The sequence below is a fragment of the Zhihengliuella sp. ISTPL4 genome, from assembly GCF_002848265.1.
Classification (GTDB): domain Bacteria; phylum Actinomycetota; class Actinomycetes; order Actinomycetales; family Microbacteriaceae; genus Microbacterium.
This window is the reverse complement of sequence record NZ_CP025422.1, coordinates 2,254,029-2,275,968: the sequence shown is the minus strand read 5'-3', so window position 1 is coordinate 2,275,968 and position 21,940 is coordinate 2,254,029. Positions and strand designations below refer to the sequence as shown.

Annotated in this window: 21 protein-coding genes; 14 read left to right on the top strand and 7 right to left on the bottom strand. The window is 70.3% G+C overall.

The genetic code is table 11. The features are described from left to right. Positions 1 to 69 precede the first annotated feature (69 nt). Both CYL12_RS10890 and CYL12_RS10885 read left to right on the top strand, forming a co-directional pair. Positions 70 to 1,554: an amino acid ABC transporter substrate-binding protein/permease gene (locus CYL12_RS10890; protein ID WP_101847620.1), complete on the top strand. Its 1,485-nt coding sequence runs from the start codon at positions 70 to 72 to the stop codon at positions 1,552 to 1,554. Next, complete coding sequence (locus CYL12_RS10885) at positions 1,551 to 2,279, top strand: amino acid ABC transporter ATP-binding protein (RefSeq protein ID WP_060922441.1); 729 nt, start codon at positions 1,551 to 1,553, stop codon at positions 2,277 to 2,279. Before CYL12_RS10890 ends, CYL12_RS10885 begins: the two co-directional genes overlap by 4 nt. Positions 2,280 to 2,350: 71 nt before the next feature. On the opposite strand, the gene purD is transcribed toward CYL12_RS10885, so the two are convergent. Both purD and CYL12_RS10875 read right to left on the bottom strand, forming a co-directional pair. Then, positions 2,351 to 3,628 (bottom strand): phosphoribosylamine--glycine ligase, encoded by a 1,278-nt coding sequence (gene purD / locus CYL12_RS10880; protein ID WP_101847619.1) that lies wholly within the window; start codon positions 3,626 to 3,628, stop codon positions 2,351 to 2,353. Positions 3,629 to 3,674: 46 nt separating this feature from the next. Continuing rightward, positions 3,675 to 4,349: an NUDIX hydrolase gene (locus tag CYL12_RS10875; protein ID WP_101847618.1), complete on the bottom strand. Its 675-nt coding sequence runs from the start codon at positions 4,347 to 4,349 to the stop codon at positions 3,675 to 3,677. 48 nt (positions 4,350 to 4,397) lie between these two features. Here CYL12_RS10875 and CYL12_RS10870 point away from each other — a divergent pair, with 48 nt between their 5' ends. Beyond that, entirely contained in the window at positions 4,398 to 4,766 is a 369-nt protein-coding gene (locus CYL12_RS10870; protein ID WP_101847617.1) for a sterol carrier family protein, read from the top strand. Here the strand turns inward: CYL12_RS10870 and CYL12_RS10865 are convergent. From CYL12_RS10865 to CYL12_RS10855, 3 genes are read right to left on the bottom strand one after another with little or no spacing between them, the layout of a single operon-like run. Next, positions 4,763 to 5,536, bottom strand: a complete 774-nt coding sequence (locus CYL12_RS10865; protein WP_101847616.1) for a heme ABC transporter ATP-binding protein — start codon at positions 5,534 to 5,536, stop codon at positions 4,763 to 4,765. The genes CYL12_RS10870 and CYL12_RS10865 overlap by 4 nt on opposite strands. Then, positions 5,533 to 6,606 (bottom strand): FecCD family ABC transporter permease, encoded by a 1,074-nt coding sequence (locus tag CYL12_RS10860; RefSeq protein WP_101847615.1) that lies wholly within the window; start codon positions 6,604 to 6,606, stop codon positions 5,533 to 5,535. The genes CYL12_RS10865 and CYL12_RS10860 overlap by 4 nt, the downstream gene beginning before the upstream one ends. Continuing rightward, a complete protein-coding gene (locus CYL12_RS10855) occupies positions 6,603 to 7,709 on the bottom strand; it encodes a heme/hemin ABC transporter substrate-binding protein (RefSeq protein ID WP_101847614.1) in 1,107 nt (368 codons plus the stop codon). Before CYL12_RS10855 ends, CYL12_RS10860 begins: the two co-directional genes overlap by 4 nt. Before the next feature lie 163 nt (positions 7,710 to 7,872). Here CYL12_RS10855 and CYL12_RS10850 point away from each other — a divergent pair, with 163 nt between their 5' ends. Together CYL12_RS10850 and CYL12_RS10845 are read left to right on the top strand one after the other, a co-directional pair. Next, on the top strand, positions 7,873 to 11,616 hold the full coding sequence (locus CYL12_RS10850; protein ID WP_101847613.1) for an HtaA domain-containing protein: 3,744 nt from the start codon (positions 7,873 to 7,875) through the stop codon (positions 11,614 to 11,616). A 91-nt stretch (positions 11,617 to 11,707) separates the two neighbouring features. Then, on the top strand, positions 11,708 to 12,037 hold the full coding sequence (locus CYL12_RS10845; RefSeq protein ID WP_101847612.1) for a potassium transporter Trk: 330 nt from the start codon (positions 11,708 to 11,710) through the stop codon (positions 12,035 to 12,037). On the opposite strand, the gene CYL12_RS10840 is transcribed toward CYL12_RS10845, so the two are convergent. Next, positions 12,034 to 12,639: a zinc-binding alcohol dehydrogenase gene (locus tag CYL12_RS10840; RefSeq protein WP_101847611.1), complete on the bottom strand. Its 606-nt coding sequence runs from the start codon at positions 12,637 to 12,639 to the stop codon at positions 12,034 to 12,036. The two genes, CYL12_RS10845 and CYL12_RS10840, sit on opposite strands and share 4 nt — an antisense overlap. 151 nt (positions 12,640 to 12,790) lie before the next feature. Between CYL12_RS10840 and CYL12_RS10835 the strand changes: the two genes are divergently transcribed. The 9 genes from CYL12_RS10835 to CYL12_RS10800 all read left to right on the top strand — a co-directional run bounded on the left by CYL12_RS10835 (position 12,791) and on the right by CYL12_RS10800 (position 20,923). Next, positions 12,791 to 13,669 (top strand): hypothetical protein, encoded by an 879-nt coding sequence (locus CYL12_RS10835; protein ID WP_101847610.1) that lies wholly within the window; start codon positions 12,791 to 12,793, stop codon positions 13,667 to 13,669. Beyond that, positions 13,666 to 14,088: a phage holin family protein gene (locus CYL12_RS10830; RefSeq protein ID WP_101847609.1), complete on the top strand. Its 423-nt coding sequence runs from the start codon at positions 13,666 to 13,668 to the stop codon at positions 14,086 to 14,088. The genes CYL12_RS10835 and CYL12_RS10830 overlap by 4 nt, the downstream gene beginning before the upstream one ends. Continuing rightward, positions 14,085 to 14,648, top strand: coding sequence for a DUF3618 domain-containing protein (locus tag CYL12_RS10825; RefSeq protein WP_101847608.1), 564 nt, complete (start codon positions 14,085 to 14,087; stop codon positions 14,646 to 14,648). Before CYL12_RS10830 ends, CYL12_RS10825 begins: the two co-directional genes overlap by 4 nt. Positions 14,649 to 14,997: 349 nt before the next feature. Further along, entirely contained in the window at positions 14,998 to 16,212 is a 1,215-nt protein-coding gene (locus tag CYL12_RS10820) for an Ig-like domain-containing protein (RefSeq protein ID WP_158297164.1), read from the top strand. 157 nt (positions 16,213 to 16,369) lie between these two features. Beyond that, complete coding sequence (locus CYL12_RS17220; RefSeq protein ID WP_158297163.1) at positions 16,370 to 18,331, top strand: DUF5979 domain-containing protein; 1,962 nt, start codon at positions 16,370 to 16,372, stop codon at positions 18,329 to 18,331. A gap of 181 nt (positions 18,332 to 18,512) precedes the next feature. Next, positions 18,513 to 18,623, top strand: a complete 111-nt coding sequence (locus CYL12_RS17555; RefSeq protein ID WP_158297222.1) for an endo-1,4-beta-xylanase — start codon at positions 18,513 to 18,515, stop codon at positions 18,621 to 18,623. After that, complete coding sequence (locus tag CYL12_RS17440) at positions 18,620 to 18,802, top strand: endo-1,4-beta-xylanase (RefSeq protein WP_101847606.1); 183 nt, start codon at positions 18,620 to 18,622, stop codon at positions 18,800 to 18,802. The genes CYL12_RS17555 and CYL12_RS17440 overlap by 4 nt, the downstream gene beginning before the upstream one ends. Positions 18,803 to 18,855: 53 nt before the next feature. Then, a complete protein-coding gene (locus CYL12_RS17485; protein ID WP_353615399.1) occupies positions 18,856 to 19,347 on the top strand; it encodes a L,D-transpeptidase family protein in 492 nt (163 codons plus the stop codon). Between the two features lie 250 nt (positions 19,348 to 19,597). Then, positions 19,598 to 20,923 carry an RNA polymerase sigma factor gene (locus CYL12_RS10800; protein ID WP_101847605.1) on the top strand — a complete coding sequence of 442 codons (1,326 nt, stop codon included), beginning with the start codon at positions 19,598 to 19,600 and terminating at the stop codon, positions 20,921 to 20,923. A 235-nt stretch (positions 20,924 to 21,158) separates the two neighbouring features. Here CYL12_RS10800 and CYL12_RS10795 read toward each other — a convergent pair whose 3' ends face one another. Then, a complete protein-coding gene (locus tag CYL12_RS10795) occupies positions 21,159 to 21,620 on the bottom strand; it encodes a hypothetical protein (RefSeq protein ID WP_158297162.1) in 462 nt (153 codons plus the stop codon). Positions 21,621 to 21,940 lie beyond the last annotated feature (320 nt).

The following is a 21,940-nucleotide window of genomic DNA, read 5'->3' as shown; positions in this document are numbered from 1 at the left end:
AGCCGCAGGGTTAGGGTGGATGGTCGGCGGCCGCCGGGTCGCCCTTCCGAACCCCGAGGAGCACTCGACGTGAGCCGCTATCCATCCTCTCCGCCGAGCCGTCTACGGCGGTTCGGCCGCACCGTCGGCGCGACCGCCCTCGCCGCGTTCGTCGCCGCCGGAGCACTGCTCGCCGGAGCCGCGCCCGCCACCGCGGCCGACGACGGCGAGACCTACGTCATCGGCACCGACACGACCTTCGCGCCGTTCGAGTTCACGAACGAGTCCGGCGACCTGGTCGGCATCGACATGGACCTCCTGCGCGCGATCGCGGAGGACCAGGGCTTCGACGTGGAGATCCGCCAGCTCGGCTTCGACGCCGCCGTGCAGGCGCTGCAGTCGAACCAGGTCGACGCCGTCATGGCCGGGATGTCGATCACCGAGGAGCGCCAGCAGACCTTCGACTTCAGCGACCCGTACTTCACCAGCGGCGTGCAGCTCGGGGTGCTCGAGTCCAGCGACATCGAGTCCCTCGACGACCTCGAGGGCAAGACCGTCGCGGTCAAGACCGGCACGCAGGGGCAGACCTTCGCCGAGGAGAACGCCGACGAGTACGGCTTCCGGATCACGCCCTACCAGGACACGACCGACATGGTCGATGCGGTCAAGGCGGGGCAGGCCGTCGGCTACTTCGAGGACTTCCCCGTGCTCGCCTACGGCATCCAGCAGGGGTCCGGATTCCGTCTGGTCGGCGAGCCCGCGCTCGGCGGCGAGTACGGCTTCGCGGTCAACAAGGGCGAGAACGCCGAGCTCCGGGAGATGTTCAACGCCGGCCTCGCCAACCTGCAGGACTCCGGCGAGTACGACGAGATCGTGGACACCTACCTCGCATCGGGCGACGACGCACAGGAGGCGCAGCCCACCGACATCATCTCGGTCGCGGTGAAGTACTGGCCGGCCCTCATGCAGGGTCTGTGGCTCACCATCCTCGCCACGATCGTCGCGGTGATCGCGGCCTTCATCCTCGGGATCATCTTCGGTTTCGGACGCCTGTCGAAGTTCGCGCCGTTCCGCTGGATCGCGACGGCCTACGTCTACGTCTTCCGCGGGACCCCGATCCTGATCCAGGCGTTCTTCGTGTTCTTCGCCATCCCGCAGCTGATCCCCGACCTCAAGTTCGACCCGTTCGTCGCCGGGGCGATCACCCTGTCGCTGAACACCGGTGCGTACATGACGGAGATCATCCGCGGCGGCATCCAGGCCGTCGACCCCGGTCAGGCGGAGGCCTCGCGCTCGCTCGGCCTCAGCCACTGGAAGACGATGCGCAAGGTCGTGCTGCCGCAGGCGTTCCGGATCATGATCCCGTCGTTCGTGAACCAGGGCATCATCACGCTCAAGGACACCTCGCTCATCAGCGTCATCGGTCTCGCCGAGCTGACATTCGTCTCGCGTCAGATCATCGCCTCGACGTATCTCTCGGCGCAGGTGCTGACGATCGTCGCCATCATCTACTTCGTCGTGATCACGCTGCTGACGCTGCTCGCGAACCGCCTGGAGAGGAAGGCCAACGCATGAGCAAGATCGAGGTCAGGGACCTGCACAAGTCGTTCGGCGACAACGAGGTGCTCAAGGGCATCGATCTCACGGTCGAGGACGGTGAGGTCATCGCGGTGATCGGCCCCTCCGGCTCGGGCAAGTCGACGCTGCTGCGCTGCCTCAACAAGCTCGAGGAGCCGACGTCGGGGCACGTGATCATCGACGGGGTCGACCTCACCGACAAGAGCGTGAAGCTGGACGAGGTGCGCCAGCGCATCGGCATGGTGTTCCAGCACTTCAACCTGTTCCCGCACATGACCGTGCTGGAGAACATCACGCTCGCCCCGGTCGAACTCGGCCGCATGACGAAGGCCGAGGCCCGGGACCGCGCCCGGTCGCTGCTCGAGCGCGTCGGCCTGTCGGAGAAGGCGGACGCGAAGCCCGCGTCGCTCTCCGGCGGTCAGAAGCAGCGCGTGGCCATCGCCCGCGCGCTCGCGATGGACCCGGAGATCATGCTGTTCGACGAGGCCACCAGCGCCCTCGACCCGGAGATGGTCGGCGAGGTGCTGCAAGTCATCCGCGACCTCGCCGAGGGCGGCATGACCATGGTGCTCGTGACCCACGAGATGGGCTTCGCCCGCGAGGTGTCCGACCGCACGGTCTTCATGGACGGCGGCGTCGTGGTCGAGGAGGGCACTCCCGCCGACCTGTTCGGGGCCCCCAAGAACGAGCGCCTCCAGGACTTCCTCTCCAAGGTGCTCTGACCTCGGCTTCGGATCGCGCACAGGGCTGCATTCCCGCTCGGGATGCAGCCCTGTGCGCGACTCGCAGCGGGTCAGTCGGCGACGCGGGCAGCGATGTCGGTGCGGTGGTGGGAGCCCTCGAGGCGGATGCGGCCGAGGGCGTCGTAGGCGCGGGCGCGGGCGGTGTGGAAGTCCGGGGCCACCGCGACGACGTTCAGCACACGGCCGCCCGTCGCGATGAGCGAACCGCCAGGCGCGTCGGGGCTGGCGGTCGCGGCGTGCACCAGGCGGACGCCCTCGACGGCGGCAGCATCGGCCAGACCTTCGATGGGACGCCCGGTCTGCGGCGCCTCCGGGTACCCCTCGCTCGCCAGGACCACGGTGATCGCGACCTCGTCGCGGAACGCGGGCTCCGGCTGGTCCTCGAGCGTGCCGGACGCGGCGGCGAAGAGGAGCTGGGAGAGCGGGGTCTCCAGCCGCGGCAGCACGACCTGGGTCTCCGGGTCGCCGAAGCGTGCGTTGAACTCGATCACACGCACGCCCTGCGGGGTGAGGATGAGGCCGGCGTAGAGGAGGCCGATGAACGGGGTCCCCTCGGCGTCGAGCTGCCGGACGACCGGCAGTGCGACATCGCGGGTGACCTCCTCGACGAACGCCTGCTCGCTGCCGAACTGCTCCGCGAGCCAGGGGAGCGGCGAGTACGCCCCCATGCCGCCGGTGTTGGGTCCGCCGTCGCCGTCGAGCGCACGTTTGAAGTCCTGCGCCGGGCTGAGTGCGCGCACGGTGTCGCCGTCGCTGAGGAAGAACAGCGAGACCTCGGGGCCGGACAGGAACTCCTCGACGAGCACGGGCCCGGCCGGGAGGTACTGCTCCGCGTGCGCCAGGGCCTCGGCGCGGTCGGAGGTGACGACGACGCCCTTGCCCGCGGCCAGCCCATCGGCCTTCACGACGTGCGGGGCGCCGAGCTCGTCGAATGCGGCCTCCACCTCGGCGACCGTGGCCGCGCGGACCGCGCGGCCCGTCGGCACACCGGCGGCGTCCATGACCCGCTTGGCGAAGGCCTTGGAGCCCTCGAGCTGCGCGGCGGCCTTGCCCGGTCCGAAGACGGGGATGCCGCGGCCGCGGAGTTCATCCGCGACGCCCGCCACGAGGGGAGCCTCCGGGCCGATGACCACGAGATCGACCGCGTGCTCGTTCGCGAAGGCCGTGACCGCGGCGCCGTCGAGAGGGTCGAGGGCGACGGGGGTCGCGTCCTGCGCGATGCCGGCGTTGCCGGGCGCGACGAGGATCTCGTGCGCGGGGGACTCGGCGCGCAGCGCCAGGATGATCGCGTGCTCACGGGCACCGGAACCGAGGACGAGGATCTTCACCCGTCCAGCCTATCGAGGCACGTGCGCGGGGTTTCGGCCGTGCGGGTCAGAGCTCGATGGGACGCTCGTCCGCGGCGTCCCACGGCACGGTCCAGCCCGTGGCATCGAACAGGGCGTCGAGCACCATGGCGGTGAAGCCCCACACGATCGTGCCGTCGACGTCGAACGCAGGTCCGCGGAAGGTGCGGCCGGCGCGGGACAGGGTCGAGGTGAAGCGGGTCGCCGGATCGAGGAGCTGGGCGACGGGGACGCGGAACACCTCGACGGTCTCCGCGTGATCGACGGCGACGACGCGAGACGGTGACTGCCACCAGGCGAGCACGGGCGTGACGAGGTGGTTGCTCGCGGCGAGCGGGATCACGGGGAGGGTGGCGAGCACCTCGACCCCGTCGGGGTCGAGCCCGGTCTCCTCCTCGGCCTCCCGCAGCGCGGTGGCGACCGCGTCGGCATCGGCCGCCTCCGTGCGACCGCCGGGGAAGGAGACCTGACCCGGATGCGAGGAGAGGGTCGGGGCGCGGCGTTGCAGCAGGACGTCGAGGTCCCGCGCGACGGCCGCGTCGACGGTCGGTGCGGGGATGCGGTCGAGGACGCCGAAGAGGATGAGCACCGAGGCGTCGTGCGCGGTGTCCGGATCCGCGAGCGGAGGGATCGGCACGCTCCAGGAGTGGTCGGCTGCCGCGGCGAGCAGCTCGGCGCGGGCGCCCTGCGGATGCATGCTCATGCCATCGAGCTTAGGACGGGGGCGGGGCGCCGGATCTAGGGTGGGGGGATGGCCAGGAAGATCGACATCGTCGACGGACGCGCGGCGCTCGGGGCCGTGCGGGACGCGGAGGCCGCGGGTGGGAAGCCGTCGAGGACGGAGCTCGCCACCGCCGTACGCTATCTGCTGCAGCTGCTGGACGAGAAGGCGCCGGGCAACAGCGTCGAGGTGCGGGTGCCGCCGTTCGGGGCCGTGCAGGTGATCCAGGGGCCGCGGCACACGCGCGGCACGCCGCCGAACGTCGTGGAGATGGACGCCGCGACCTGGATCGCGGTCGCCACCGGCGCCGAAGCGTGGGCGGACGCCGCGACGGCCGGGCGCATCCACGCCTCGGGCACTCGGGCGGATCTCACCGGCGTGCTCCCGTTGCGGCCCTAGCGCCGCGCGACGACGAGCGGCACCCGGGTCACGGGGTGCGGGAACACATCGACGGGCTGCCCGTAGACCTCCTCGATTCGGGCGGCCGTGAGGACGTCACCCGGCGTGCCGGTGGCGGTGACCCGCCCGCCGGCGAGCAGGGTGACCCGGTCGGCATGCGCGAGCGCGGCGTTCAGGTCGTGCAGCACGACCGCGACCGCGACCCCGGCCTCCGCCTGGCTCCGCACCACGCGCATGACGTCTTCGTGGTGCTTGAGATCCAGCGCCGCGGTGGGCTCATCGAGCAGCAGGATCCCGGTGTCCTGGGCGAGCACGCGGGCGAGAGCCACCCGCGCGCGCTCACCGCCGGAGAGCGAGGGGACGGAGCGCTCCCGCAGTGCCGTGACCTCGGTCGTCGCCATCGCCGCGGCCACGGCGCGGTCGTCGTCGGTGGCGGACGGCGTGCGCGCCCACGGGGTGCGTCCCATCCGCACGACCTGCTCGGCCGTGAAGGGGAAGGTGACGGTGTTCTCCTGCAGGAGCACGGCGCGCTGCTGCGCGAGCGCACGGGGACGCACCCCCGCGACCGGACGTCCGTCGAGGAGCACCGTACCGGCGGCTGGAGTGATGTCCCCCGCGAGCACGCCGAACAGGGTGGTCTTGCCCGCGCCGTTCGGCCCGACGAGGGCATGCACCTCACCCGCGTGGATGTCGATGGCGGCGTCGTCGAGGATGGCGCGTCCGTCCCCGACGCGCACCGTGAGCCCGCGGCCCTGCAGCCGGAGGCTCATGCCCACCCTCCCGACCGGCGCCGCGTGCGCACGAGGAGCCAGAGGAAGAACGGCCCGCCCACGAGGGACGTGATCATGCCGATGGGCAGGTCCGCGAGCGGCACCGCGGTGCGCGCCACGAGGTCGGCGACCGCGATGAGGAGCGCGCCGCCCAGGGCGGAGGCGATGACGAGCGGAAGGTGTGCCGGGCCGATCAGCATGCGCATGAGATGGGGCACGACGAGCCCGGCGAAGCCGATGATCCCGGCGAACGCCACCGCGGCGCAGACGAGCAGTGCCACCGTCACGATGACGACCATCCGCAGCAGCTCGACCGGGACGCCGAGATGCCGGGCGGTGCGCTCGCCGAGGGCGAAGAGGTCCAGTCCCGGCGCCACGATCAGAGCGACGACGATCCCGATCGCGACGAGCGGCGCGACGAGCTGGATGTTCGACCAGAGGGCGCCGTTCAGCGATCCGAGCTGCCAGAACACGATCTGCTCTCTCGTCGAGGTCGTGCCGAGGAACGTGAGGAAGGCCATGCCGGCGCCCGCGATCGCATTGATCGCGATACCCGTGAGCAAGAGCGTGACCACTTCGGTGCGACCGCCGGAGCGGCTCAGGAGGTACACGGAGAAGACGGCCGCGAGGCCCCCGAGGAAGGCGAAGACGGGTGTCGTCCACATGCCGAAGGTGGCCAGGCCGAAGGTGATGCTGGCCGCCGCGCCGAGCGCGGCGCCGGACGAGACGCCGACGACGCCCGCGTCGGCGAGCGGGTTGCCGAAGATGGCCTGCATGAGCACGCCGGAGACCGCGAGCGCGGCGCCGACGAGCAGGCCGAGGACCAACCGCGGGAGGCGGAGGTTGTAGATCACGCCGTCGTCGGTCGCCGCGGCCGGAGCCCCGGCGGTGTCGATGCCGATGCCGCGCAGCAGGACGCCGACGAGCGCGCTCGGGGACAGGTCGTACTGCCCGCTCGTGATCGACGCGACGCAGGTGACGACGAGACCGATGACGAGGGCCAAAACCACGGTCGCGAATCGCAGCCCCCGGTGCCTGGTCGGGGTCGGGGTGACGACCTCGCCGGTCACGAGGAGGGTTCCGGCGCGTACAGGGCGCGCGCGAGGGCGCTGATCACGTCGGCCGACCGGGGGCCGAAGCTGAGGATCTCGGCATCCGCCATGTCGATGACCCGCCGGTGTGCTCCTGCCGGGGTCTCGGCGATGGCAGGGACGCGTTCGAGGAGTCCGTCCACGCCCCCTACGGACTCCAGCCCGTCCGTCATCATCACCAGGACGTCGGGCTGCGCCGCGACGAGCGCTTCCGCGGTCATCGGCTTCATCCCCTCCCAGCCGATCTCCTCCGCGACGTCGACTCCGCCGACCGCGTCGATGAGGGAGTCCGCCCCCGAGTCCTCGCCGAAGATGTAGTACACGTTGGCGCTCCCCCGCACGTACAGGAAGAGCATGCGGGCGCGGTCGGCCGCGGTGGCCGGGGTGACGCCGTCGATCTCCGCCACGGCCGCGTCGAGTTCGGCGTCGAGGCGGGCGGTGAGCGCCTCTCCGCGCGTCGGGACGCCGAGGGCCGTGGCGATCTCGGTCACGAGCGCGGCGGTGGTGTCGATCCGACGGTCGCCGGAGATGACGACGACCGCGATGCCGGCGTCCCGGAGCTGCTGACGAACCTCTTTGGGGCCGATGGTGGTGTCGGTGAGGATGACGGTCGGGGCGAGCTCGAGGATGGCCTCCGGGTTGAGCGTGTGCCCGGTCTTGGTGACGACCGGAAGGTCCTCGGTGCCGGGGAACTGCGTGGAGGCGTCGCGTCCGACGACCTGATCGCCGAGCCCGAGCGCGAACACCGTGGCGGCGATCGTGCCGGAGATGTCGATCGGCAGGATGCGATCGATATCGGTGACCTCGATCTCGCGGCCCTCGCTGTCGGTCACGGTCACCGGGAGGTCGGGCGCCGTCCCGTCCTCGACGGGAAGGACGGCGTGATCGGCCAGGCAGGCGGTCGAAGGTCCGGTCGCCGCGCGCACGTCGTCCACGAGGTCGAGGTCGGCGAGAGGGACGGATGCCTGCGGGCACGCCGCATCCACCGGAGGAGACGACGCGGGGACGATGGCGGGGCCCGCGCAGGCGGCGAGTCCGAGGGCCAGGGCGGCAGCGAGGACCAGGGCAGAAGCGCGTCGCATTAGGCAAGGCTATCCTAAAACTTGACGCCTTCGCCGTCGCCCCTCTACGCTCGGAATCGGCGGCTTGCTTAGCTAAGCCTAACCAAACTCCACCCTCGCCCCGACTGCCGTGCGGCACCGCCGGAGCGCGCGACCTGACGCGTCCCGGGGGCCGCGGAGAATCGTGAACGCCACAGCACAGACCCCCTCAGCGAGTACACGCCTACGCGTCCTGCTCGCCGCCCTCGTGTCCTTCGTCCTCGTCGCCGCCGGGGCGATGGTCGCCCCGCCGGCGCACGCCGCCGGCGCGACCGTCACCGCGGTGGTGTCGTCCGCCGACACCACCGGCCTCACCGTGCAGGTGCAGGCCGAGGGGCTGCCGGACGTGAAGGGCGTCTACGCCGCGCTCATCGTCTCCGGAGCCGAGAGCGGCGTCACGGCGGGCGGCGGTTACGCGGCGTTCGCGTTGCCCTTCCCGAGCGTGCAGCAGGGGGGTGCGTCGTTCACGCTGAAGGCCCCCGTCGCGTCCCTCGACCGGACGAAGAACTACGAGGTGCTGGTCTGGCAGCAGCATTCCGCGCCGGACGCGTCCACGATCTACGGTCGCGGCGCCGTCGCGGTCACGGCGGCACAGTGGGACACGGTCTTCGGTACGACGCCCGTCGAGCCCGGGGAGACGACGCCGGGCGAGACCACCCCGGGCGAGACCGAGCCGGGCGAGATCGAGCCCGGCGAGCCGGAGCCGGGCGAGACGGACCCGGGGCAGACGCCGCCTACGCCGACTCCCGCGGTCGCGACGAGCGTCACCGCGGCCACGAAGGACGGCGGACTGGTCGTCCGCGCCGCAGGGCAGGACCTTGGGGCGATCACCGGCGCCTACGTGGCACTGATCGAAGCAGGGACCGAGGCCGAGGTGACCGCCGGGGGCGGGTTCGCCGCGATGCAGTACGTGCGGGGGATCGCCGGCGGTGCCTTCACCGTGGATCTGACCGCCGCGGCGACCGCACTGGACCGGTCGAAGGCGTACGAGGTCCTCGTCTGGCAGCAGCACACGATGCCCAGCGCGGCGACGATCCACGCCCGCTCCGCCGTGGCGATCAGCGCGGCCCAGTGGGAGGCGCTGCAGCCGGCGCCGGCCGAAGCGGCCATCGAGGTGTTCCTCGCCGACGGCATCACGCCCGCCGCGGGCGCACGCCTCCAGGCGGGCGACAAGATCGTCGTGAAGGGCACAGGCTACGACCCCACCGCCAACGTCGGCGGACGCGGCGTCCCCATCCCGTCGAACCTCCCCCAGGGCACCTACGTGGTCTTCGGCAACTTCGCTGCGACGTGGCAGCCCTCGCAGGGCGCCCCGTCCTCGACGCGTTCCGTCGGCGCGCAGGCCTGGGCGCTCGCCGAGGGCGTGCTCACACAGGTCCCCGCGCAGTACCAGGGTGCGATCCGCGCGCAGTGGGTGGACATCTCCCCGGACGGATCCTTCCAGGTCACGCTGACCTTGAAGGACACCGCGGCGACGCCCGGTTCCTACGGCGTGTACACCTACGGGGCGGGCGGCGTCGTCAACGCCGACCAGGAGCGCAGCGTTCCCCTGGACTACCGCATCGCTCCCGCCCTGACGACCACGGTGAAGGCGGCGACGGCTGAGGACGGGCTCACGGTCACGGCCGCGGCGACGAAGCTGGGTGCCGTCACCGGTGCCTACGCCGCGCTGATCGAGAAGGGCACGGAGGCCGATGTCACCGCCGGCGGCGGCTTCCTCGCGATGCAGTACGTGCGCGGCATCACGGGCGGCGGCTTCAACGTCGACCTGACCGCGGCGGCGAGTGCTCTCGAACGGTCGAAGGCCTACGAGGTGATCGTCTGGCAGCAGCACACGATGCCGAACGCGAACACCATCTACGCGCGCTCCACCGTCACCGTCACCGACGCGCAGTGGAACGCCCTGCTGCCCTCCTCCGGACCGTCGGTCACGACCGCCGTCACCGGCGCCACCGCAGCGGACGGGCTCACGGTGAAGGTCACTGCCGCCGACCTCGGCGCGGTCACCGGCGCCTACGCGGCGCTCATCGAGACGGGGACGGAGGCCGACGTGACCGCCGCCGGCGGCTTCCTCGCCATGCAGTACGTCCGGAACATCGGCTTCGGAGCCTTCGCCGTCGACCTGAACACCGCGGCGAAGAACCTCGACAGGTCGAAGACGTACGAGGTCATCGTGTGGCAGCAGCACACGATGCCGACCGCGGACACCATCCATGCGCGGGGCGCGGTCACGATCACCGACGCGCAGTGGCGTGCACTGCTCGGCGAGAAGCCGACCGAGCCGAAGCCCCCGGTCACGCCGCAGCCCCCGGTCACGCCGACGAAGCCGGCCGCGACCGTCCCCGGCGGGTCGCTGCGCTGGGCCATCTCGTCCTCGTTCACGAACTACATCACCGGGCCGATCGCGCAGGGCGCGATCGCCGTGTCCGGCGGCGCCACCCGCTCCGGTGGCCAGTTCCAGTTCGGTCAGACCGTGGGCGGCGACTACGACGCGGCTTCCGGACGCGGCAGTGTCGTCTACCGAGGTGCCGTGCGCTTCACCGGCCACCACGGGGTGCTCGACGTCACGGTCGCCGATCCGACGATCCGGATCACCTCGGAATCCTCCGCCACGCTGTTCGTGACGAGCGGGGGTGCGCAGGTGCCGTTCGCGACGCTCGACCTGTCCCGCGCCGCCCGCACGGCTGCCAACGGCGCCGTCACCTACACCGCCGCGCCGGCCGCCCTCACGGACGCCGGGCGTGACCGGGTCCTGTCAGGGTACGGCACCACGCTCAACCCGGTGACATTCACGATCGGCGCCGTCGCCGCCGCCCCGTCCGGCACCACGGGTACGGTCGCGGCGGCGGCGGTCGCCCCGAAGACCACGCTGCCGGCGACCGCCCCGACGGCCACCGGCATCGAGGTCGACGAGGAGAACCTCGCCGCGCTCGCCGCCGGGAAGACGGCCACGGTCTCCGCCTCCGGCTTCCGTCCGAACGAGGAGGGCATCAAGGTGGTCGTGTACTCGACCCCCGTGCTGCTCGGCACCGTGACGGCGGACGCGTCGGGGGTCGCGACGTGGTCGGGTGCCCTCCCGGCGACGCTCCCGGACGGCGCCCACACGCTCACCTTCCAGGGCTCCGTCGATCGCGGTCTCGCGTTCACGCTCACCAGAGCGACCACGGAGCTCGGCGTGTGCACGGTCGAGGGGGCGACCCTGCACTGGGGCTACAAGGAGTCGTTCCGCACCTACATCGAGGGCATCGCGCGGGGCGGCTGGACGCTCACCGACGTGGCCTACGAGTACCCCGCCTTCGTGTGGTCGAACGGCACCGGTTCGCTGGACGACGCGGCACGCACGGGCGTCATCACGTACGGCGGCGCGATCACCTTCACCGGTCACGACGGGGCCCTGAACACCACGCTCGCGAACGCCCGCGTCGAGCTCGCCGGCGACACCGGTTACCTGGTGTTCGACGTCACCGGGACCACCCAGGCGGGAGAGAACGTCGCGCAGCAGGGAGTGCGCCTCGCGGAGTTCGCCCTCGCGGACGCCGCCGTCACCGGAGGGGCCTTGGCCCTCGACGCCGTGCCCACGACATTGACCGAGGCCGGAGCCGCCGCGTTCGGCACATATCAGGCGGGCGAGCAGCTCGACCCCGTCTCCGCAGTGATCCCGGTCGACGCGGCGTGCGGCACTCCCGCGGAGGAGCAGCAGTCCGAACCGGAGACCGAGGCCGATGCGGCGGTGACCGCGATCAGCGCGCCGGCCGGGTCGGAGGAAGCACCGGTGTGGCCCTGGATCGTCGGAGGCCTGGTCGTCGTGGCGCTGGCTGCGACCGGCGGCGTGCTCATCGTGCGCCGGACTCGGAGGGGGGAGCCGGCCGAGACGACGACCGAAGTCTGAGTCCGGCGGCGCGGAACCGCCCTCCCTGGGGACCGGGAGGGCGGTTCCGCATGCGGCTGCACGGACGCGCGGAGGGTGGGACAATGGAGGCATGCCCTCCCGTGACACCCACCAGACCGTCGAAGCGACCGTGCGCCGCGTGCCGCGGTACGGCGTGCTCATGGGCATCGGCGTCGTGCTCGGCGTCATCGCCGCCGGAATCCTCACGATGGTCGGAAGCTTCGAGCAGTCGCAGGCTCTCGATGTCGTCTACCCGCCCGGTCAGGTCTTCGGGTTCCTCCTGCTCTGGACCGTTCCCATCGGCCTCGCCCTCGGTGGTGTCGCGGGTCTCGTCCTCGAGCGGCTCGCTCGACGCCATGATCGCGTCGTGACCGTCGATCGGGAGACCGTGGTCGACGACGACAGCACGGACCGCGCCTAGGCGAGCTCGGCGATCACCGGACGGATGGCGGCGTCGAACGCCACGACGTCCCGGCGGAGTCCGTCGGTCACCGCCACGGTGAGGTCGCCGATCCACCAGACGCCGCGCTGCGACAGCGGCAGCACCTGCACGTTCAGCTCGAACGAGTGGGCGCGGCGTCCGATATCGCGTTCGAACTCGGCGATCGCACTCGCGTACGCCCGATAGGCGTCCCCGCCGGTGTGGCTCTTCATCGACCCCACGTACCGGTCGTGCGCGGCGTCGGCATAGCGGAGAGCGGTACCGGCATGCGGCCGGATCGCCGACGAGAGCGCCTCGGCGCCGGTCGCCGGAAGGGCCACGAGCGTGTCGAAACCGTCGATCAGCTCGAGCGGGACACCCGAGTGATGCGAGCGCGGCTCGACGGTCATGTCCCAGTAGTCACGCCACTGCGCCTCGACCTCGGGAGCTGCGTCCGCCGCCTCAGGGGCGCGGACGGAGAGGTCTCGGAGCGATGGCAGATCCAGGGGCTCCCGGATGCCCAGCAGCTGCCGAAGGGCGAGCGCGACCAGCACGGGGACGCTCGCGTCTTCGCGGATGAGCCACTGCGGCTTGTCGGCCATGGCCCCATCGTAGGCGGGCGCGGCAGCGGGGAGGAGTCCCGGCACGGTAATGCCCGCGGAGAGCCGCGTCAACCCTCGCGGTGATCCACGGACCCCGGAGTAGAACTGCTGACACGTCGGCGGCCGTCGGCGGGAGTCGAGAGGAAGAACGATGTCGCAGAGCAATGCAGAAGGTGCCGCGGGCAGCGGTACGACCGAGTCTCCGGGAACCGTCCGGACCGCGGCGAACGAAGCCGCGGGTGTCGCGGACGAGGCGAAGCACCAGGCGGCTGGCGTCGTCGAGACGGCGAAGGCCGAGGCCGGTGCCGTCGCCCACGAAGCCAAGGATCAGGTCCGCGACCTGTATCACCAGACCAAGAACGAGCTGTCGGAGCAGGCGGCGGTGCAGCAGCGCCGCGTCGCGGACGGACTGCGGTCCGTCGGCGGCGAGCTGGGCACGATGGCGCAGAACTCGGACGGCGGTGTCGCCGCCGACCTCGTCCGTCAGGCCTCGACCCGCATCCAGGGCATCGCCGGCTGGATCGGTGACCGCGACCCCGGCTCGCTTCTCTCCGAGGTGAAGTCGTACGCGCGCGCCAAGCCCGGTACGTTCATCGCCGTGGCGGCTCTTGCCGGTCTCGTGGCCGGCCGCCTGACCAGGGCCCTCTCCGAGGGCGCCGCCGAGAGCGCGTCGTCCGGGACGGGCTCCGCCAGCTCCGGCTCTTCGCCGACCGCGGGGGCGACGGCAGCCGCCGTCCCGCCGCGACCCGAGGTCCCGGCGGCGACCACGCCCGGCGCGGTCCCCGGTGCTGCGGGGCCGGCAGGCGTGGTGGGCGGCGCGGGTGTCGCCGGGAACACCACCCTCGGTCAGCCGCCGCTGCCGACCGATGGCACCGTGCCAGGAGCGCCGGACGGGATGAGCGGGATCGACGCCGGCACCGCCCCGTGGGGCGTCACTCCGCACGGCGAGACGGTCGATGACGGGGACACCCCGCTCTACGACCGGACGGATGCCGCGAAGCGCGGCCCCGACGGCGAGGAGCGACCATGACCGACCCCATCCCCACACCGTCGGAGCAGAAGGCCGAGAGCACATCTCTCGGCGATCTGCTCAGCGAGGTCACGAGTGACCTGTCGACTCTCATGCGGCAGGAGCTGGAGCTGGCGAAGGCGGAGCTCAAGCAATCCGCCACGCGAGCGGGTCGCGGGGCGGGCATGCTCGGCGGGGCGGGATACGGCGCGCTCATGGCCGTGTTCTTCCTGTCGGTCGCCCTCTGGTGGGCCCTCGGCGCGTACATCACCGGCCTCGGCTGGTCGGCCGTGATCGTCGCCGTCATCTGGGCGGTCATCGCCCTCGTCCTGTTCGTGATGGGACGCAAGCAGCTGAAGAGCATCGAAGGGGCTCCGCGCACCGTGGACAGCCTCAAGCGCATCCCCGATGCGGTGAAGAGGAATGAGGAGAACAAATGAGCGATTCACCTGACGCGATCCGTGCCGACATCGAGCGGACCCGAGCAGAGTTCGGCAGGGACGTCGACGCCCTTGCCGACAAGGTCACCCCCTCGAAGGTCGTGCACCGGCAGACGCAGAAGATGAAGGGCGCCGTGCGCTCGGCGGTCGACCGGGTCATGGGCGCTGCCGACGACGCCGGGGACCGGCTGGAGGATGCGTCCTCCTCGGTCGCCGATGCCGGACGCCACACCGTCGCCAAGGCCCAGGGCAACCCGCTCGCGGTGGGGCTGATGGCTTTCGCCGCCGGCCTCGTCGTGGCCGCCGTCATTCCGGCCTCCTCCAAGGAGAAGGAATTGGCCGGAGAGATCAAGGAGAAGGCGCAGCCCCTCGTGGATGAGGCGACCGATGTCGCCAAGACCATCGGGCAGGACCTGAAGGAACCAGCGCAGGAGGCTTTCGCCGCCGTCAAGGACGAGGCCGCGGGTGCTGCAGCCCACGTCCGCGATGACGCGACGCACGCCGTGGACGAAGTCAAGAGCAGCGCTCAGGACGCCCGCGACAACGTCGCCGACCGCTGATCCTGTCGATCTCCGTCCGGAAGGGTCTAGTCCGCTTCGACGGGCTAGACCCTTTCTCCGTGTCAATCTGGCAATTTCCTGAAACGGCGTAAGCCAATCCCCTGTTCCACGTCTATAAGACGAGAGATTCTGCCCCCTGTGCTTGCCCTGGCTCGTGCGGTCCTCGACGTCCCGAAGCGTCTTGTGACCTGTGGGGGTGAGGCGAGTGCGGGAGAGAGCTGTGTCTGGAGCGAGTACTTCGACGGGTGACCGACGAAACCGAGGGACGGGAACGCGACGTCGGGCGCAGGCTCGAACGCCGTGGTGGTGGTATCGCGGAGCCGGAGCGGTCGCCCTCCTGGCGGCGCTCGTGGCCGGATCCCTGTCCGCCGCCGAAAGGGCACGGGCGGCGGACGTCTCGGGTGTGACCTCGGTGTCCATCTCGGACCCGGTTGATGAGATCACGGTCTACGAGAATTTCCGCATCACCGCCGAATGGGCATTCGCTGCCGACGCCGTTGCCGGAGACTCGTTCACGCTCACGCTTCCGACCGCGCCGCGCGTCGAGGGGATCGCCTCGTCGTTCGAGGTCTTCGATCCGGCGGGGGCCGTGGTCGCCACGTGCACCGTGCACGCCGGATCCGTCGTGTGTATCGCGAGCGACTATGTGAATACGCATGCCGACGTCCGTGGCAGCCTCAGCTTCTGGGCCGAGGCACAGCAGCCGACTACCGACGCGGCTCTCTTCTTCTCCACTCCGGACGGTCTCGTCCTCTCCGCGCCGGTTCCCGGCGGTGCCATCCGTCCCGAAGCCGCGTACGCACCGTTCACCGAGACGCACGTGGACGGCATCCTCTCCACCGATGGGACGGCAGGGTGGACGATCTTCCTGTCGTCGCAAGAGCTCGCCCAGGGAGCCGTGATCACCTCGTCGCTCAGCCCGGGACTCGTCCTCGATCCCTCGACGATCGCGCTGGTGTCCTTCCCGGTCGCGACCTGGAACGACGGGCAGCCCACGGTTCAGATCGACCTCCACGAAGGACTCGACTACGACATGGTCCCGGGTCGAGACCCGTCGACGTTCTCGATCGTGATGACCTCCGCGCCGGCGAGCGATGCGGTCTACCGGGTCCGGTTCCAGGCCGCGTTCCCGACCTGGGCGCGCGACGGTGATGCCTTCAGCGTCGCGGTTTCGGGATCCGGCCTGACTCCTGCCGCCGGGACCGTCCTCTTCTCGGGCGGCGGTGGCGAGGCTCAGAGCCTCGCGGCTCACAGCGGCCCCGTGGCTCGCGACTCGGCGGCGGAGCCCTCGTTCCGTCGTTCCGCGCAGGGCACAGAGCACGGCGCGTCCGCCGCGCTGACGCCGGAGATCCCGCAATCCCTCCCGACCGAGGCCGACCGGATGGCGGCCTCGATATCGAGAAGCGAGGTCTCCCCCACGGAGGCGCTTCCCGAGCCGAGCGGCAGCCTCCTGATGAATCCGGCTGCGGTGGCGCCGTGGGGCGTGGTGGGAGGCGTCCTGCTCGTCCTCTTCGGCGTGGTGCAGGGGGGCGCCGTCGCTCGGCGTCTCCTCGTGCGTCGCTGACCTCCGCCGGCGAACGGGACGTCCACTCTTTTTCACGGATCGCGTGAGATGGCGACGCCGGGCTCGTTATCTCTTCGTACACCAAGACTCGGTCCGGATGCGGCGGCACTTCGTCGTACACGGCACCGATTCCACCGGAGGGGAGAAAGAAAGCACCGTGGGAACAAATTCGAAACGAGCGACGGGCCAGACCGCCGCTGCTGCCGTCTTGGCGCTGATCGTCGGGGCACTGGGGCTGCTCGTCCCGGCGGCCGCGCAGGCGTCCGAGATCGACGCCGTCACCGGCATCACCATCATCGAGCCGAAAGACAGTGTGGCTGTGGGGGACACGCTCTCCCTGGAGGCATCCTGGGCTGCCCCGGCCGGCGCGCAGCCCGGTGATACCTTCTCTGTCGACTTCCCCCAGGCACCGCTGCTGGCCGGCATCGCCTCGACCTTCGATATGCGAGACCCCGATGGCGCCACGATCGGATCGTGCGTCGTGTCGGAAGCGGGGATCGCGTGCACGTTGAGCGACTACGTCTCGACGCACGCGAACGTCCAAGGCACGGTTCGCTTCCAGGCCCGTCTGATGGAGGGCACGGAGAAGAGCGAGCTGCTGTTCACCACCGGAGGTGGCGGAGACATCACGGTTCCGCTTCCCGGCGGCGGCGTGCAGCCCGGCACCAGCCAGCCCGTTCCGGATGACGCCGTCAAGTCCGGCGTCATCACGGTCAAGGGCGACACGGTCGAGTGGTACGTCTGGGTTCCGGGCGAGAAGCTCACCGGGACCGACCCGACGCTCACCGACACTTACGACAAGCGCATGGAGTTCCTTGCGGACACGCTGACGGTTGGCCATGTCGCCGTCGAGGACTGGAACGGCGGCAACTTCGCGAACAGCGACTTCACCGAACTGTCGACACCGTCCGGATATGTGATGTCGCAGGATCCCGCGAACTCCGCCTTCTCGGTGCGCCTCATCGGCAACGCCCACGCGGATCAGCTCTACCGGCTCAAGTATCAGACGAAGCTGCCGGCAGGCTTCAAGACCGGTGACGTCTTCGAGAACACGGTCACAGGGTCGAGCTTCACGACGACCACCGGATCGGTCCGGATCGTGAAGGCCAGCGGAGAAGGCAACGGAGACGGCCTCGGTGATCTCACCGTCGCGAAGGCGCTCTCGGGCGACGGCGCCAGCGCCGTACCCGCCGACCGCACCTTCACCGTCGACTACAGCTACGAGAACGCCGACGGCGAGGTGAAGGGGGCGCTCACACTGACCGCCGGCGGCCAGCCGCAGGGTCTCAACGATCTCCCGGTCGGTACTGTCGTGACGCTGACCGAGCGCCCGGCAGCCGCGGTCGACGGGGTGACCTGGGGTCAGCCTCAGTTCAGCGGTACCGGTGTCCGCGTGGTCGACGGCGGCGCCCAGATCACGATCAGCGACGACACGGCCGTGGCGGTCACCGTCACCAATCCCGCGCAGTTGATTCCTCCGCCTCTCGGTGGGTTCTCCGTCGCCAAGAAGGTCACCGGGAGTGCGTCCTCGGCTGTGCCCGCAGATCAGACCTACCGTTTCCGGTATTCCTATGACGAGGGCGGTCAGTCGAAGACCGGTGAACTCTCGGTGCGGGCCGACGGGACGGCGAAGAGCGTCGACGGGCTCCCGGTCGGAACCGTCGTCACCCTGACCGAGGTCGCGCCGGACGCCGTGCCCGGGGTCGTCTGGGGAGAGCCCACGTACCGGGGAGACGGCGTGACGACCACGACCGACGGCGCGCTGGTGACGATCGGCGCAGACCGAACGGTGGAGGTCGTCGTGGACAACCCGGCGACGCCGGTTCCGCCGACGGTTCCGCCCACGGAGCCGCCGACGCCGACCACGCCGCCGACGGTTCCGCCCACGGAGCCGCCGACGCCGACCACGCCGCCGACGGTTCCGCCCACGGAGCCGCCGACGCCGACCACGCCGCCGACGGTTCCGCCCACGGAGCCGCCGACGCCGACCGCGGGAGACACGCTGGCCATCACCGGTGGCAACCTCAGCGGCGTCGTCGGTGGCGTGCTCCTGGCACTGGGGGCTCTGGTCTTCGGCGGGCTGCTCCTGCGTCGCCGCAAGACCAACGCGCTGGACTGATCCGGCGCCTGGCCCTGCACCCGAGAACAGATCAAGGCAGCATGAGAAGAACACCCCTCGCTGCCGCGGTCGTCATTCTGAGCATCGGGATGACGACCGCGGCAGCGGCCCCACACCCACACCCACACCCACGACGCCCGCCGACACCCTGCAAGCCGAGGCTGCGTAGCTCGGTCCCGCGATCGGCAGTGCGCTGAACCCGGACGCACTCGCAACCGATGCGGCTTATACGGCCATCGCCGCCGCGCAGTTCTCGACGGTCACTCCGGAGAATGCGATGAAGTGGCGATGACGGCGGACGAAGCCCGCCAGGCTCTCCGCGCGCATGTCACCGCCCTGGTGACGCGGTACAAGGGCAGGATCTGGCAGTGGGATGTCGTCAACGAGGTGATCGAGGAAGACGGATCCCTCCGGAAGACGGCGTGGCTCGAAAAGCTCGGGCCCGGATACATCGCGGATGCGTTCCGGTGAGTGCATGAAGCCGATCCGGAGGCGCTCCTCTTCTACAACGACGACGGCATCGAATCCGGAGGCCGAAAGCGGACGCGGTCTTCGGACTCGTCGCCCAGCTGAAAGCACAGGGAGTGCCGATCCACGGCATGGGCTTCCAGAACCACCTTTCCGTCGAGAGGGCACAGCAGATTTCCACGACGAGGCCCTGCGGCCGAAGCCGCAGTACGACGCGCTTCTCCGCGTGCTGCGGGAAGCGGGGGGAAAGCTCCTCCCGGCTCCTACGCCGTCCCCTGCGGCGACGCACTCGGGGCCGACCCCCGCGCCGAGCACAAGCCCGGGCCGTGCCTCGACCCTCGGTGGAGGCGCCGGGGAACCAGCTCACCAGCCTGCACTCCGCGGCCGTGGACGAGCCGTTCCGCGGCGACGACGGCGGATTGATCGGCTTGCACTATGACACGACCAGCAACGGAGCCGAGTCGCACGGTTGCCTGCGGTTGACACAGCAAGCGTTGGAGGCGGTCGATGCGCTGCCGCTGGAAACGGCGATCGTGATCACGGACTGAAAGAGGTGGAGGGGGCGGCGTGGGGCCGCCCCCTCCGGGGAGGGGCCTGCAGCTGCCACCGCAGGGTCTGTGCCTCTGGGGGAGAACACATGAGGAATACGGGTGAGGACGGGAATTCTTCCGGTGGTTCCCCTGTGGATCACGTCACGGACAACGGTACGCTTGGCGTCGTTCCCGCCCGTGTTGGAGACGGTTCTCGATCCTTCGGCGACGTCCTCGCTGTCGTTTCGATGAGTGACGAGGAGTTGACATGAGGAGTCAACAGGGCATGGACGATCGCGAAGCCGCGGATCGCTACGCGCATGCCGCGAACGCGGGCGATCAGGACGCCGCGGGTCGTTATCTCGCCGAGAATCTCCCGCACCTGTCAGCCATGGCGCGTTGGCTCGCCCGGGATACCAACGGTCTGATCGATCCCGATGACCTGGCCGCGGACACCATCGCGAGCCTGCTCGCCCTGTGGAAGGCGGGGAGAGGCCCGGTCGCCAACCCGAACGCGTATCTCATCCGTGCGATGCGGAACCGGATCATCGATGCGTATCGTTCGCCCCGGTCCCGTGTGCAGGGCATCTCCGACTCAGAACACGAGATGCCGGCGGACGAAGTGCAGACCCGGCAGATCGATCTGTATCGGGAGTACGAGTACATCCGGGAGGCGCTGACGTCGCTTCCCGAAGATCAGCAGCTGGTCCTCACGGCCACCGTGGTGGAGGGACGCAAGCCCGCGGAGCTGGAAGGCGAACTAGATCGATCGGCCTCGGCCATCTACTCCCTCACGCACCGCGCGAAGGCCGCGCTTCGTCGGGCCACGCTGCGGGTGATCCTCTCCGAGAACGCGCCGGAGGAGTGCCGCCGTGCCGCCACGCGGCTTCCGGAGACGGTCACGGTCGACGTCGATGATGCGCGTTCCTCTGCGGGCATGGAACACATCCGAACCTGCGCGCGGTGCCGCGCGGCATGGCTGCGCTTCGGGAGCATGGCGACCCTGGGGCTCACGACCCTTCTCGTCGTCGGACAGCTCGGGCCTGCCGCTGCCCCGGCGCAGGCTTCGGAGCCGAGAGGTGAGCGCCGTCGCGACCGTCGTCGTCGTCGCCGTCGTCCGCGTACCCGGGACGTCGTCGCGCTGACGATCGCGGTGAGCGCCATCGTCGCGGGCGGGGCGATCCTCGTCGGCACCTTCTTCCCGCTCGACTCCCGGCAGCCGCCGTCCGCGTCGCCGGGGGCGAACCGTGAGACATACCGCGTGACCACGCAAGCGGATGGTGACGGCGGCGCGACCTTGCAGATGGACGTGGCGATCAGTGGCGACCTGTCCGTGTCGCTCACCCTTCCGGACGGGGTCGCGCTGGCGTCCGCTCCCGCCGACTGGGAATGCCGCGCGACCGAATCCCTGATCCGGTGCGAACTCGGCGAGTCGCGAGCGGGAACCTTCGACCTCATCGACGACCGGAGCGACGACGCCGGGGAGTATCACCTCGAGCTCACCGGCGAGGTCGACGGGCGCGAGGTCGAGGGAGTCGCGCGCGGCACCATCACCGAGGAGCCGCAGACGCTCCTCGTGGACGAGACGTCGTAGCGGTGATCACCACCATGGCCCGCGCAGCGTCGGAGGACCGGTCGCCGCCCTCCATCGTGATGGGGTCGGCATCCGCGACGATCAGGGATCTTGGCGCACTTCTTGAGCTCAATCGGTACCCCGATCTGCTGCTCGACGACGCCCACGAGCCGGTGATTGGGGGATCGCCGTACGGGTTGTCATCGAGTTGTCATCCCTCCGTCGAATCCGCATGGCGTCGGTGATGCCCGCCGACTCACGGGGGTGGTGATCCAAAGTCTCCTCCTTCCTCAGAAGACGGCGAGTCGGTGGTGTCCGGGTTTGGAGCATCGGGGTCGGCGAGCTCCGGCAGACCGGCGGCGCGACGTCTGGTCCTGATGTAGTTCTCGTGCCACCCGGGGTTCTGCATCGTATCCCGCACCGTGTGCTGAATCATGTCCGACCAGAAGTCGACCCAGCTCCGGTCGTCTCCGGGCCCGTCGCCTCTGCGCGGGCCTCGGCGCTCCATCGCGATGAGACGGTCCCACGCCTTCGCCTGGCGGGCGCGGGAGCGAGGCGTGTCCCGGTGCAACCGCCTGCCCGCGTCGTCGACGACGTCGCGTTTGTCGTCGAAGTGCCGCTGCACGGAGGCCGCTGTCACCACGAACATGATCGATATTCCGAGGAAGGTGAAGGGCAACAAGATGACGCCGATGAGAAGCCATCCGTTCACGGGCACGAGAGCAACGTACTGCCGCGTGCGGCTCCCGGCGAGAGGTTCGCTGTCTTACGCATCACCCTCCGTCTGCGGCGGTCGGTGCACCTCGCGGGAGATGTCACGAAGGAGGTCATCTTGCTCGGGAGACGGCGCGGGGGCATCTCCGCTCTCGTGGCCCACATCTCCCTCCTGTCGATGGCATCCGGGATCGGTGATGGCGCGTCGCGTACACACCGAGCGCGGAAAACAGTAGCACCTAAAGTTTTAGCTTCACCCACCGGATGGAACTCTCGGTCGACTGGTCACGCGGGCCGCCGCCTCATCGGTGGGCGGTAGGCTGT